The sequence below is a fragment of the Alitiscatomonas aceti genome (genome assembly GCF_025567195.1).
GTDB lineage: Bacteria > Bacillota > Clostridia > Lachnospirales > Lachnospiraceae > Alitiscatomonas > Alitiscatomonas aceti.
Genome location: NZ_JAOQJF010000012.1, coordinates 1 through 14,013 on the forward strand (window position 1 = coordinate 1; position 14,013 = coordinate 14,013).

Consider the following 14,013-nt stretch of genomic DNA (forward strand, 5'->3'; position numbering starts at 1 on the left):
CGTGACATTGAAAGTTCCTCCTTATTCTCTTTATTATACATGAATTCTTTGAGAATAAGGTGTCAACTTTATTTATACAACATCAAAATCTTATTTTGCAAAATACTCTTTGATATTCTCAACAACGAAAATAATATCCTTTTCTTCCATATACGGATGCATGGGCAAGGATAGAACGGTCTGGCACAGCATTTCTGTTACCGGGCACTCCTGATATACAGTAAGATCCGCAAAAGCCTCCTGTTTATGCATGGGTTTGGGGTAGTATACCATGGTCGGTATTTCTTTTTCCTTTAAAAATGCCTGAAGACCATCTCGCGTTTCCCGATTCTTCAACTGAATCGTATACTGTGCCCAACTGGATAAATATCCATCAGGTATTACAGGCGTTTTTACAAGATCCTTTAACAGCTCTGTATATTTTTCCGCTACATGATTTACAGCATCCAGTTCATATTCACAAAAAGCCTTGAATTTTGGCAGAAGAATGGCGGCCTGAAGTGTATCAAGTCTGGAATTCCAGCCGATACGTACATTGTCATACTTAAACGAGCCTTTTCCATGCACACGGATGGATTCCAGATAGGCAGCTGTTTCATCATCATTGACAAAAATAGCTCCCCCATCCCCGTAACATCCTAATGGCTTCGCCGGGAAGAAAGAGGTGGTAGCCATATCTCCAAAAATCCCGGCCCGTTTCTTTCCGATCATACCACCAAATCCCTGAGCACTGTCCTCCAGAATCTTAAGTCCATACCGGTCCGCTATTTCCCGAATCCTTGGATAGTTTGCTGGTAAACCAAACAGATCTACAGTAACAATTACACGAGGGGTCAGTCTCCCTTCTTCCAAGACAAGGTTAATCGCTTCTTCCAGACGATCTGGATCCATATTAAAAGTATCTTTGTCCACATCAACAAAAACTGGAGTCGCTCCTTCAAAGGAGATGGTCTCACCGCTGGCAAAGAAAGTAAAATCCGGAACAAATGCAGCATCCCCCTCTTTAATATCCCAGGCCATGAGAGCCATGGAAAGGGCATCCGTTCCGTTCCCACAGGTAATGCAGTGCTTTACGCCTGTGTATTCTGCAAGCTGGGTTTCCAGTTCCTTTACCTGGGGGCCGCTGATGAAGGAGGCGGAGGCAATAACACTCTGGATCTGGGTGTCAATGGAGGGTTTTAGGGTTTCGTATTGTTTTTTTAGGTCGCGAAATTGCATGGTTGGTTCCTTTCTATCCCGTATATAAAAAAATTAATAATTGCTCAGCTTTACAATAGAAGAATATATGTATTTAATATCCCTTTTTTTGTGAATTATAAAAAAAATAAGATATATTATATACATACTCCATCCCAATATACCACCAAGATAAAAATGAAATAGTACAAAACATATTGGAAATAGGAACTCCAACAAACAAAAAGTATCATAGAGATTCAATTTTTTTTCAATCTCTTTTTTGCATAGATAGCATCGATAAAGCAACAAAAAAAGAACAGAAAGTATTGTTGGTAAAAGATTTTTCAACCAAAAGCAGAATATAAACGTTAAAACCGCACTAATAATTGTAACTTTTATATTAATATTCATCATTATTCTTTCCATACGTAAAGCTTTCATATAAGTATTATTAAGTAAAGCCATTTCTGACTCATAAAAAAGAATTGGACATAATAACGCCATATACTCAATGCTTTTTTTATATGCGGGAATCCAGGATATAAGCAATTTAGAAAATGGAAAATAAAATATTAAAATCGTGAAAATAAATATTTGTAGTATAAGCCGTACATTGGAGTATAAGACACCAAGATCCTTTTCATTAGTATTTCTTAACATTGGATAGATAATAATTCCTATCATATTAATGAAGGTAATCATAATTTGAGCTAAAGTCAAACTTAGAGATATTTCTCCAAAAACAGCAATGCTCCAGTTATATTCAATCCCCCATCTAATAATACCAGTAATTAACATGCTTGCCATATTAGAAAATAATAATTTTATTCCAATATGAATATTATTGAAAACAGTTTTAATATCAAAATAAAAATCGGAAATTCTTCTAAAAGCTATATCACGGCAGAAAAATATCAAGACTAATAACGATATAGTTTTACCAATAATATCTCCAATTAGTAAAATTTTATAGCTATTTCCCAACACAAACAAACCATATAAGGCAAAAAATAGATATGTAATCCTATCTGCAAAAATAGATACTGAAAATTCTTTGATTCTTGAGGTTGCTTGAAGTATATATTGGAAAAAAAGTCTCATATTGCTAATGACAAGAGAAATCGCAAGACAACAAAATATGTACTTTTTATTATAATCATATTCAAATAAATAGCTTCCCAAAATAATAAAAAATGCAAAAATGATCTGTAGTCCCGAAAGCAAAATCAGCTGTGAAAAGAGCTCTTTTCGATTTAGCTCTTCATACTTTTTTCCTCCTATCTGGAGGTATATTCCATCATTCCATCCAAGATGAAATACACCTATATATCCTTGATAAAACATAAACAATTGCCAAAATCCATAGTCCGTTATGCGTAATAACTTAGGGACGAATACTGTTAGAATTGCACTAACTAGCATGGAAAATATCTGTACAAACGTAACATATGATAATTTTTTTATAAATATAGATACTCCTTGATACAATTAAGCTTACTCCCAATATACTTTTATTAACCTCTTCCGAATCCAACTATAAAATACATTAATTTGTTTTTCTATAACATTTTAACTCAAAGAATCTTGATATATTTCTTTATAAAAAGAGTTTATTCTATCCCAATCATATTTTATAGAAGCGTGTACACATTGATTTTGTATAATATTATAAGAATTAATTACCTTTTTAATGGCACACACCAAATCATTTGTATTTAATCTTGTGTGAAATCCTACAACTCCTTCAGGAAATTGCTTATCAAAGCCTTCTCCCTTAGTATAAATTATAGGCAAACCTTGGCTTAAAGCTTCTGCATAGACTAATCCAAAGGTTTCTGTCTTAGATGTTAAAACAAATATTGTTGCTTCGCGATACTTTTCGATTAATTGTTCCTTACTCATATAATCAAAGTAACTGACAAAGTCATATTTTTGTATTTTTTTTAGTAAATAAGGTTGAACACATGGACCTACAATATCCACATGGATTGGATACCCCTGATTAATTAACTGTTTAGTCGCTTTGCAAATTAATAACTGATTTTTATTTCTATTAATCCTTCCAACTGAAAGGATTCTAATATTTATATCCATTTCCTTTCTATTCACATTTTTATGGGATGAATAAAAATTATCAATTCCGTATGGGACGATATGTATTTTCTCTTGGATTTCATTATGATATTTGGATGGTATATATTTTTTTAATAAAGTTTCCTCATAGCTTTTTGAAGAAATAATAATGGAAGATGCGTTACGAAGAATTTCAACACCAAGCTTTCGCAGGAATACTATATATTTAAAAAAAATATTTAAATCTGTATTTTGTATAGTAACTATATATGGAGTTCCCCACTCTTTTTTTATTGTGTATGCTACGTACCCATTGGTAAACAATGAATGAGAAAAATTCAAATCAAACTTATAGTTTACATATATCCTTTTATAATTCTTAATTGCTTTATTTTGCTTTACAAAAAAGAAAAATCTATCTATATAATTATAACATGGGCATCTATCTACATTTTCAGCATCACCATTAAAAAAAGAGTGTCCATAATATTGATAATAAAACACCCTTGAATTGGTAAATTCCTTTTGATTCGCTACCAGATCACAAAAAATAGGAGTTTCGTAATAAGAACAAATATGGCAGATAGAATATTTTTTCACAGTTTCCTCCTTGGTGTCAATAACACATTTTAAACTGAATAACATATAGTAGTGGCATCATAATCCATAATAAAATACGCTTATTTTTATTAGATAGGGCAATATTACTGGAAATAATAGGAATAATAAATATAATAAAAAAATCATATGCTCTGTTTATTGCTCGTATAGGATATGCAATTCCGAGAATTATTAATCCAACTCCAACGATTGCTGACATTTTTTCGAGAAAAATGTTGTTAATATTGCAGATTAATATAATTATCCCAATTAATATAAGCATATACCAATCAGTTAAGCCTACTTGATAGTCAAATGTGGATAAATAGCTATCAAACCCTTGTATTCCCATATAACGAAAGAATGATAATGCTATTCCAGCTACTGTTGAAATAATTAATTGACTAGCATTTAAAAGAAGACCCAAAAACAATATTCCCCATTCGATAATAAAACCTTTAATATATCCCCTAATTTTTAGGCTACCTAGTATTAAAATACAAATAAATAATGTACCCATAGAATGCATACATATAGAACAAACCAACAGCAATATACTGCGTATTTTTTTCTTTTCATGCCAATCAGCAACTGCACATAAACCTAACGCTATACTTAGTCCACTTCTTATAGCAATTCCACAGTAATGCATACCACAATAAAACAGAAAAATAGTCCAGATGGTTATTAAATTAGAACTTTTTCTATGTGTAATAGCCTTTTCACACCGACTCATTCCGCTTATCATTAAATAGCATGTTAAGCTTGATATAATTCCAAAAAAAACTCTAAAATGGAAGCCTAATTTCTTAAAAATAGACATTAATTTGACGACGCAATATTCTATTCCTTTGTAACGAAGTCCAAATCGGAAACTCAATTCATTAATAGCATCTGATTGTTCGTAAATCTCTACATATCCTAATGTATCAGCGACTTCTAATGGTCGTAGAGCCATTAAAAAACTTATTGTAAGTATGTTAAACAGAAGAAAAACTGTTTTTGTAGCACATGTAAAACGATATTCTTGAATGCAGATAAACCAGTTGAAGAATGCCACAAACGTATATATCAAAAAAAATAAATTATACATATTTCTTTGCTTTCTACTTGAGGATTAAAAAACAATTTTGAATTGTCCGTTGTCGATTTCTTTTACTTTTGTTCTTAACCTTATATAATTTTCCTTAAAATCCGGATGGAAAAATGACTTCAAGAAAAAATTAGTTAACGTCAAGAATCTAATAGTATTAACTTGGTATTTGGAGGGATTGCAATATCTTTTAAAACAGTAATAAAGACTTGCGTATCTATGATAGTCAGAGAAACCATTACCGATTTTACGGGTTGAGGCGCCATGATTATGTACAATTATAGCCTCGGGGCAATAACATGCCATTAAATTTACATTTTGTAGTTTCTTACCTAAAATATATTCCTCTGCATATAAAAAGACATTATCGTCAAAAAGTCCTATTTGTTTAAACACATCCGATGAAATCAAAAAACAGCAACCTGAAACCATACCTTCAAACGTAATCGATGTATCCCAATTTTTGACTGAATAACAACTATCTAATTTGGGAAATATCTTCCTTACATAATAAAATGGTTTTTTATCTGTAAGAGCAGATGCAAATGTATAATTTTTTCTAAGAAATTGTCCATTTTCTCGCATTGGTGTATATATTTTAGGCCCAACTATTGCCACCATTGAACTTAATTCCTTTTTCATGATACTCACAATATCATTTAAAATGATAACATCACTATTTAAAATTAGTATTTCAGATGCTCCTTCGTTGATTGCAGTGCTAATCCCAACATTGTTTCCTCCAGAATAGCCTAGATTTTTATCAAGAAAAATGGTATTTACATTGCAATTAGATGAATATTTATTTTTTAGTTTATCTTTACAGGACTCCTCTGAAGCGTTATCTACTAAATATATTTTGTATTCACACTTAATTCGTTTTTCAATTGCACTGATGCATTCTATGGTTGCGTCATAGGTATTATAATTTAATACTACAATGCCTGTCATTTGGTTAATCTCCTTGTTTATAAGTATATTTTTATCTGACATAAACTTTTATTATCGATCACATTAGATTCTGCTGTATGACTCGGCAGTAATACAAATAATAATATCTTACCTTTCCACAAAGCATTTACCTATCATACAGTATGAATACTATTTGCTGCAGATATAAACAACACCTTCATATTTTGTCCCCCCCCCTTATCGGACTCCCTTCCTCAAAGCATTAATGAAATCTCGGTGAGGAATGGCAAAATTTCCAGTTACACTTTCTCCATCATTCACATTTTTCGTAACAACAGCTCCCATATTTGCTCTCGAGTTTGTTCCGATCACAAGTCCATTTTTCAAAATAGCTCCGATACCAATCCAGGCATTTTCCTTTATAATCGTTCTTCCCCCAATTATAGCACCAGCAGCTATGAGAACTTTCTGTTTAACTTTCGCAGCATGTCCGATATGGACCAAGTTATCAATTTTCGAGTAATCTCCAATTTCGGTATTGTCCCACGGATAAATGGCTCTGTCTACGCAACTCCCATTTTGAATTTCCACATTTTCCCCAATTTTGACCCCCCCATAGTGATTTACTGGTAAAATAGCATTTTGGATTCTTTTAAATTCAAACCCAACTCCTCCAATTTGCGCACCGGATCGAATGACACTATTCTTTCCAATGACACTATTTGCATGGATATATGCAAAGGGTTCCACAATTGCTCCAGATTCTATGATTACATTATGATCTTCAATAACCGCTAGTTCACTAATTTGAGCATCTGATGATATATAATTTTCAAATAGTGGACGTTTGTACTCTAAATTATCCTTCAATGAATTATGTAATTGAAAAAAAAGGATCCTTGGATTTTCCGAAAGCACAAGTCCATATTTTCTATTAAACTGGGATATGTTATCCAAAATTTCTTTTGTGATAATCAGCATAGATACATTAGAGGGGATTTTCTGTATATACTTTGGAGAATCCAGGAAGGAAATCAATCGTAAATCTGTTTGAGACTCTAATAAACCTAATGTATCAAATTCGTGCTCCTCAATAATCGTTATCTCTTTGAGCTCCTCTTCTGGCAACAGATTACTAATGCGCATAAGTATTCCTCCAAACTTCTCAACTAATTTTCAAAAGGTTCCTCTCATATCTATACTTCCGAACTCATCCAAAGGAAGGCTTACTGCACATCCTTCCTTCTGGCTCTTATAAATCGCCAGTACCAGTTCCAGTGCATCACGTCCGGCATATGCATCTACATAGGGCTTCCGGTCATTCTGGATTGCGTCGATCATGTCTGCAAACAGGCTGGTATGACCGTTTCCATATACATTGCTGGTTTCCTCCTGAAGTCCTTTATTTTTTATATCTGCCTCGGATTCATCCGAAAAATCCCAGACATCAATATTATTTGTAGAGGTCCCGCCAATTTTCACAGTTCCCTTTTCCCCGAAGATATACAGGGTTTCTTCCAGATTCTTTGGATATACATTTGTGGTCCCCTCGATCGTGGCAATCGCCCCATTTTTAAATTTTACAACTGCCATTCCCACATCCTCAGCTTCCAGATAATCATGGAACTGCTGACGTGTCTGTCCATATACCTCCTCAATCTCACCGCCGAAAGTCCAGCGGAGCAGATCGATTCCGTGAATACACTGGTTCATCAGTGCGCCGCCATCCTGGGCCCATGTTCCGCGCCAGGGAGCCTGATCATAATATCCCTGATTCCGGTTCCAGCGTACATGGATGGATCCATGAGATAAACGTCCAAAACGTCCTGCTTCTAACGCATGTCGCATTTCCTGTACAGCAATGTTGAAGCGGTTCTGATGGCACGCGCTTACCTTCACATGCTTTTCTTCGGAACACCGAATAATTTCATTGGCATCAGAAATACTCATAGCCATAGGCTTTTCAATGATCACATGAACTCCATGGTCGATACAGAAAAGAGCGATCTCCGCATGGATCCCGCTTTCTGTCGCAATACTGACCAGGTCCGGCTTTACTTCCTGTATCATGCTCTTATAGTCTGTATAGCGCAGGATAGACATGTCGTTCTGTAACTCATGCTTTGCAAGAAGTACTTCCATATGCTCTGGTACCACATCACAAACAGCCGAAATCTCTAACTGGTTATTTACCGCTGCCTTCATATGGTTTGTGGCGATCCGGCCACACCCAATCAATGCGTATCTCATAACATCCTCCATTTTTATAACCTACAGTCTCCAGAAACTCATTCCACTGGCACGAAGTTCATCCATACGGTAAATGCTCTTTACATCGATCAGAACCTTCTCTTCATCGACCAGTCCATCTTTAAACAGAGTTTTGATTTCCATCATAGACATAGAGCGGTATTCATTATGCCCCACAGCTACGATCACACAGTCCGCCTTTGGAAGCTTCTTAAATTCCGTAAGCTCCACTCCATACTCCTTCTTTGCCACATCCGGATCCGCCCAGGAATCCGACACGATAGGATTGATATCAAATTCTTTCAAATGTTTTATGATGTCAACTACCTTGCTGTTTCTTGTATCCGGGCAATTTTCCTTAAAGGTGATGCCTAAAATCACCACAGTTGCTTTTTTCGGAGCCATACCAGCCTCGATCATCTGCTTGATAGCGGCATCCGCCACAAAAGCTCCCATACTGTCGTTAACTTTGCGTCCATTGAGAATGATCTGGCTGTGATACCCCAGCTTCTCTGCTGCATTGGTCAGGTAATAGGGATCCACGCCAATGCAGTGACCGCCCACAAGGCCCGGACGGAATCCCAGTGCATTCCACTTCGTATTCATACCTGCCAGGACCTCATCTGTATCGATCTGCATCTTATCGCAGATCATGGCGATCTCATTCATAAATGCGATATTGATATCCCTCTGACTGTTCTCAATCACCTTTACTGCCTCAGCGGTTTTAATGGTAGATACCGAGAAGGTACCGGCTTTAATGACGATATCGTACACTTTCTTGATTTCTGTTGCCGATTCTTCATCCATACCAGAGACGATCTTCTGGATTTTGGTCAGTGTGTGAACACGGTCTCCAGGATTGATCCGTTCCGGGGAATAGCCGATTTTCCAGTCCACGCCACATTTTAATCCAGATTCTTTTTCGATGATCGGAATACAGATATCCTCTGTCACACCGGGGTAAACCGTAGATTCAAACACAACAATGGTTCCCGGCTGCATATTTTGTCCCACCAGGGCAGAAGCGCCTTTCACTGGTTTCAGATCTGGGCTGTTATCATCTTTGACCGGTGTAGGAACAGCCACAATAATGAATTTTGCCTCTTTTAGACGCTTAGGATCTGCTGTAAAATCTACCGTCGTATTCTGAATTGCATCTCCGATCTCATTGGTGGCATCAATGCCATTTTTATATTCATTGACCCGCGTTTCATTGATGTCAAATCCAATGACCGGGACATGCTTTGCAAATTCAACAGCAATGGGCATGCCTACATAACCTAAACCTACCAGTGCCAGTTTCTCTTTTCCAGAAATTAAATCATTATAAATTCCGTTAAACTTCATATTTTCTCCTTAAAATAAGGCTGCAAAATCAGCAGCCAGTTTTTCATATGTGAAATGGGAAAAAATTGCTTTTTTTCCATTTTCTCCTATTTTCTTTCGCTTCTCTTGATTCATTTTTTCAATTTGCCTAATTGCATCTATGACTCCTTCAATATCGTTGGATTTGCACATGAATCCACAATTATATTCCTCAATGATTGTCTGTGGGGTTGTAAATGCACATATAATTGGCTTTCCAGCCATCATAGAATCAAACATTTTATTCAAGCATAATCCGAATCGGTAAAGTGGTGAATCTGCCCCTCCCATATAAATACAATCAAATTTTTCCACTAACTTTGGAACGGCTTGTTTTGATATTGACGGAAGAAAATGCACTTGATCCAGATTTTCTTCCTCTTTCCGTTTAAGGAGACGTTTCTTCTCTGCCCCATCCCCAACCAGAACAAAAGAAATTTGGGAATCATTCATTTTCTTTGCCACATCCAAAAGTATATCCAGTGCATTTGAAAGGGCATGTCCGCCAAAATATCCAACAATAAACTGACCTTTATGCTTCTCAAAAAAATTTTTATGTATTTCTGGCAATGGAGCTGGATTTTCCCATTCACTTATTACCACGCCGTTAGGAATACATACAAATTTCTCTGCATTCATCCCATGATCTATCATGTAAGATTTTGCATGTGGTAATAATGATACAACCCGGTCTGAATGCTGATATGCCGAGTTCTCTGCAAACTGCATTAAAACTACAAAAGGATGTCTCTTGGACATTCCCCCAACTTCATATAAAGTAGCTGGCCACATATCATGAACCTCATGTATAAGCTTAATATCCTTTAAGCAATATTTCCGTATCCTTTGTCCAGCATAGGTATCCAATGGATAGGTAGAGGAGGTGATGACCACATCTGGCTTCCATTCCCTCGCGATCACTTTTGCCTTCAGCCATATTTTTCCGACAAAACGGAACATTGTCAGGGCACGCCGTGCTCCATTTCCGTCATAGTCTCCGGTCCGAAGCCAGTGATAACGGATTCCATCTATTTTTTCTATCTGCCAGTCCCTCTGTACTTTGGGATTTTTTCTACGCAGATGGGAATAATCGGCTGCAATGATATCAACCTCATGGCCTTGCCGGATCCATTCCTGGGCCATATAATAAGGCCGGAATTCCATTCCCATTTCCGGACTGCCAGCATAATGATTTATCAATAAGATTTTCATCTAAATATAAGTCCTTTCCGTCCATCGCGCAGAGAGCCTCTTAAATTACCGCCGCTACTGTTTTAAAAAGCACCTGTACGTCTCTTAGGATAGACGTTTTTTTTAGCTCTATAAAATTCCATTTCATCTTCTCCGGTAATATCTTCTCCACATAAACCCGGTCGGCCTCCTCTCCACAGACCCCCTGCAGCAGCCGTTCCTCGTCTTTATAGCAGATACTGGCCATGGAGGTCACTCCTGCCGGCAGCAGCAGTGTGGCGTACATCTCATCCGTATATTCCTTAACAAATTTTGGTACCTCCGGCCGGGTTCCCACAAAAGTCATTTCACCCTTCCAGATATTGATCAGCTGCGGAAGTTCGTCCAGGCGGCATCCCCTGAGAAAGGAACCGGCCCGTGTGATCCTGGGGTCCTTCCCGACTGTCACCTGGCTCCCGATCCGGTCTGCGTTGACGACCATGGTCCGGAACTTATAGATCTCAAAGGGCCTTCCATACTGGGTGATCCGTTTCTGGCGGTAGAATACAGGACCTTCCGAATCCATCCGGATCCAGATCCCGAGTCCCAGCAGGACCGGGGAGAGGAGGATGAGCATGACACTGGACATGGAAAAGTCAAACAGCCGCTTTAGATACAGGCTGTACCGCTTTTTTTCCAGTGCCTTGTAGTAAGGACGCACTGCATCGGTCCTCATGAATTCCGGAAGTTCTTCCCAGCGCCTTAACATGCCTTCTCCCTTTTCTGGATATACGGCTTCACAACGCTGGCGTAGGTTTCTGCCACATATGTAACCTCCGCATCCGACAGTTTTGTGTGGAGCGGCAGCGTGATCTCATTTACAAAGTGTCCATATGCATTGGGGTAATCCTTCATATCAAACCCCATATTTTTATATGCAGTCATCATCGGAAGCGGTTTGTAATGGACATTGCAGGCGACACCTGTCTCCGCCATCTTTACAATGATCTCCTGCCTCTGCTCCAGGCTGATCCCCGGGATCCATGTCAGATACAGATGACCGGACGATGTACAGCCGCTGGTGTAATGCTCCAGAGTGCCCACTCCCACAGGCCTTAAGACCTGGTCGTACTGCCGGATGATCTCCTTCCGCCTCATCAGCAGCCCCTCATATCTGCGCAGCTGGGCCAGGCCGATTGCAGCCATGATGTCTGTCATGTTGCATTTGTACCATGGCCCGGCAATGTCATACTCCCAGGCTCCCAGCTGGGTTTTTGCAAGGGCATCCTTGGACTGCCCATGAAGGGAATACAGCTGGAGCTGATGGTATATATCCTCATCCCCGATTCCTGGGATCGGGTTCCACGTAAGGGCTCCCCCCTCGGCTGTGGTCAGGTTCTTGACTGCATGGAAACTGAAAGAGGAGAAATCCGCAATGCTTCCTGTTTTTTTCCCATGCCGTTCTGCCCCAAAGGAATGGGCAGCGTCTGCACATACCGCGATCCTCCCCATGGCCTCCTGCAGCTGGTTTGCGGGACGGAACAGAGCTTTTTTTCTTTCCGCGATCGAGAAGATACGGTCATAGTCGCAGGGGATCCCACCGATATCCACCGGGATCACGGCCTTTGTATGCTTTGTGACTGCTTTCTCCAGTGCCTCATAATCCATTTCCAGGGAATCTGGCTGGGTATCCACCAGGACCGGACGGGCTCCTACATGGCAGATCACAGAGGCGGAAGCCGTATAGGTATATGCCGAGGTGATCACTTCGTCTCCCGGTCCGATCCCCAGAATACGCAGGGCCATTTCTGCACAGGCAGTCTGCGAGTTCAGGCATACCGCACGTTTCACTCCGCAGTAATCTGCGATCTGCCGTTCAAACTCCTTGGTCTTTGGTCCCGTGGTGATCCATCCGGAACGCAGGGCCTCTGCCACCTCCTGGATCTCTTCCTCTGTGATATCGGGCGGTGAAAATGGGATCTTCATCATAGCTTCTTCCCCCTTGAAATTCTGCAAATACAGTTTTTTAATGAAAAATCGCTGCCAGCTGTATCTGCTGGCAGCGACCAGTCTTATCCTGCGGGTGGCTTTACAGCCACTCCTTTATCCTTTGACGTTTTTCGGTTCTTCCGGATATTCCTAGTTTCCACTTTGTCATGGTCAGGACTTTATCCCCGCCGGATGATACGTCCCCACAATCCGCATCACATCCTCCCGGATCCCGTCCCCGTCCTCATTGGCGGTCACATAAAGTTCCTCCAGCTGCCCCTCAAACCTCTCCATATCGAACTCGATGGGTTTCCCGATATGGATCAGCTTATTGGGCGTGTCCTGCATTCCTTCCTCGTTCATGAGAAGCTCCTCATATAACTTCTCCCCGGGCCGCAGGCCCGTGAACACGATGGGGATATCCACATCCGGCGTGTACCCGGACAGCCGAATCAGGTTCTTTGCCAGGTCCAGGATCTTCATGGGCTCCCCCATGTCCAGGACGAAGATCTCCCCGCCCCTGGCATAGGCACCGGCCTGTAATACCAGCGACACCGCCTCCGGGATCGTCATGAAATACCGGATGATATCCGGGTGGGTCACCGTCACCGGACCGCCCTGCTCGATCTGCTTTTTAAAGAGCGGGATCACGGACCCGTTGCTCCCCAGTACGTTCCCGAACCGTACGGCTACAAAGTCCGTCTTCGACCTTGCGTTCATCATCTGCACCACCATCTCGCACATCCGCTTGGACGCCCCCATGATGTTGGTGGGGTTCACGGCCTTGTCCGTGGAGATCAGCACAAAACGCTTAGTACCATACTTGTCCGCCGCTTTCGCCGTCTTATATGTACCGAACACGTTGTTCTTGATGGCCTCGTTGGGGCTGTCCTCCATGAGGGGCACGTGCTTATGGGCCGCCGCATGGTACACGATGTCGGGACGGTATTTCTCAAACACCGTCTCGATCCGGTGGGTGTTCCGGACAGAGCCGATGAGCACCACCAGGTCCAGGTCCGGATACTTTTCCTTAAGCTCCAGCTGGATGTCGTAGGCGTTGTTTTCGTAAATATCAAAGATAATTAACTGCTTCGGGTTATGGCTTGCCACCTGGCGGCACAGCTCGCTTCCGATGGAGCCGCCTCCCCCGGTCACTAAGACCACCTTCCCGCTGACGTAGCCCATGATCTCGTCTAAGTTCACCCGGATGGGATCCCGGCCTAAAAGGTCCTCGATCTCCACATTCCGGAGCTTTGCGATGCTCACCTCGCCGTTGATCAGCTGGTAGATGCCCGGCAGGATCTTCACCTGGCAGCCCGTCTCCCGGCAGATCTCGATGATGGCCTTCCGCTCCTTGGCGGAGGCGGAGGGGATGGCGA

Annotated in this window: 12 protein-coding genes; all 12 read right to left on the reverse strand. The window is 40.3% G+C overall.

What is annotated here, in order from left to right:
- Positions 1-90: 90 nt before the first annotated feature.
- Entirely contained in the window at positions 91-1,218 is a 1,128-nt protein-coding gene (locus tag OCV69_RS07630) for a DegT/DnrJ/EryC1/StrS family aminotransferase (RefSeq protein ID WP_158358646.1), read from the reverse strand.
- Between the two features lie 33 nt (positions 1,219-1,251).
- Complete coding sequence (locus OCV69_RS07635) at positions 1,252-2,667, reverse strand: MATE family efflux transporter (RefSeq protein ID WP_158358645.1); 1,416 nt, start codon at positions 2,665-2,667, stop codon at positions 1,252-1,254.
- An 81-nt stretch (positions 2,668-2,748) separates the two neighbouring features.
- The gene (locus tag OCV69_RS07640) at positions 2,749-3,852 is read right to left on the reverse strand and encodes a glycosyltransferase (protein WP_262563046.1); all 1,104 of its coding nucleotides are present in this window, start codon (positions 3,850-3,852) and stop codon (positions 2,749-2,751) included.
- A gap of 16 nt (positions 3,853-3,868) precedes the next feature.
- Positions 3,869-4,945 carry an EpsG family protein gene (locus OCV69_RS07645; RefSeq protein ID WP_158358643.1) on the reverse strand — a complete coding sequence of 359 codons (1,077 nt, stop codon included), beginning with the start codon at positions 4,943-4,945 and terminating at the stop codon, positions 3,869-3,871.
- A 24-nt stretch (positions 4,946-4,969) separates the two neighbouring features.
- Positions 4,970-5,896: a glycosyltransferase gene (locus tag OCV69_RS07650; RefSeq protein ID WP_262563047.1), complete on the reverse strand. Its 927-nt coding sequence runs from the start codon at positions 5,894-5,896 to the stop codon at positions 4,970-4,972.
- Between the two features lie 198 nt (positions 5,897-6,094).
- Positions 6,095-7,003 (reverse strand): UDP-3-O-(3-hydroxymyristoyl)glucosamine N-acyltransferase, encoded by a 909-nt coding sequence (locus OCV69_RS07655; RefSeq protein ID WP_158358641.1) that lies wholly within the window; start codon positions 7,001-7,003, stop codon positions 6,095-6,097.
- 30 nt (positions 7,004-7,033) lie between these two features.
- Positions 7,034-8,107: a Gfo/Idh/MocA family protein gene (locus OCV69_RS07660; RefSeq protein WP_158358640.1), complete on the reverse strand. Its 1,074-nt coding sequence runs from the start codon at positions 8,105-8,107 to the stop codon at positions 7,034-7,036.
- A gap of 21 nt (positions 8,108-8,128) precedes the next feature.
- Complete coding sequence (locus OCV69_RS07665; RefSeq protein WP_158358639.1) at positions 8,129-9,457, reverse strand: nucleotide sugar dehydrogenase; 1,329 nt, start codon at positions 9,455-9,457, stop codon at positions 8,129-8,131.
- A 9-nt stretch (positions 9,458-9,466) separates the two neighbouring features.
- A complete protein-coding gene (locus OCV69_RS07670; RefSeq protein WP_158358638.1) occupies positions 9,467-10,687 on the reverse strand; it encodes a glycosyltransferase family 4 protein in 1,221 nt (406 codons plus the stop codon).
- 40 nt (positions 10,688-10,727) lie between these two features.
- The gene (locus OCV69_RS07675; RefSeq protein WP_158358637.1) at positions 10,728-11,414 is read right to left on the reverse strand and encodes a sugar transferase; all 687 of its coding nucleotides are present in this window, start codon (positions 11,412-11,414) and stop codon (positions 10,728-10,730) included.
- Entirely contained in the window at positions 11,408-12,631 is a 1,224-nt protein-coding gene (locus tag OCV69_RS07680; RefSeq protein WP_158358652.1) for a DegT/DnrJ/EryC1/StrS family aminotransferase, read from the reverse strand. Before OCV69_RS07680 ends, OCV69_RS07675 begins: the two co-directional genes overlap by 7 nt.
- Before the next feature lie 174 nt (positions 12,632-12,805).
- The coding region (locus tag OCV69_RS07685; RefSeq protein WP_262563048.1) for a polysaccharide biosynthesis protein at positions 12,806-14,013 on the reverse strand (1,208 nt) is incomplete at its 5' end.

Excerpts from the sequence above, each read along its gene's own strand:
- OCV69_RS07650 (WP_262563047.1), bottom strand. The coding sequence starts at position 5,896 with ATGACAGGCATTGTAGTATTAAATTATAATACCTATGACGCAACCATA.
- OCV69_RS07655 (WP_158358641.1), bottom strand. The coding sequence starts at position 7,003 with ATGCGCATTAGTAATCTGTTGCCAGAAGAGGAGCTCAAAGAGATAACG.
- OCV69_RS07645 (WP_158358643.1), bottom strand. The coding sequence starts at position 4,945 with ATGTATAATTTATTTTTTTTGATATATACGTTTGTGGCATTCTTCAAC.
- OCV69_RS07665 (WP_158358639.1), bottom strand. The coding sequence starts at position 9,457 with ATGAAGTTTAACGGAATTTATAATGATTTAATTTCTGGAAAAGAGAAA.
- OCV69_RS07680 (WP_158358652.1), bottom strand. The coding sequence starts at position 12,631 with ATGAAGATCCCATTTTCACCGCCCGATATCACAGAGGAAGAGATCCAG.
- OCV69_RS07660 (WP_158358640.1), bottom strand. The coding sequence starts at position 8,107 with ATGAGATACGCATTGATTGGGTGTGGCCGGATCGCCACAAACCATATG.
- OCV69_RS07670 (WP_158358638.1), bottom strand. The coding sequence starts at position 10,687 with ATGAAAATCTTATTGATAAATCATTATGCTGGCAGTCCGGAAATGGGA.
- OCV69_RS07675 (WP_158358637.1), bottom strand. The coding sequence starts at position 11,414 with ATGTTAAGGCGCTGGGAAGAACTTCCGGAATTCATGAGGACCGATGCA.
- OCV69_RS07630 (WP_158358646.1), bottom strand. The coding sequence starts at position 1,218 with ATGCAATTTCGCGACCTAAAAAAACAATACGAAACCCTAAAACCCTCC.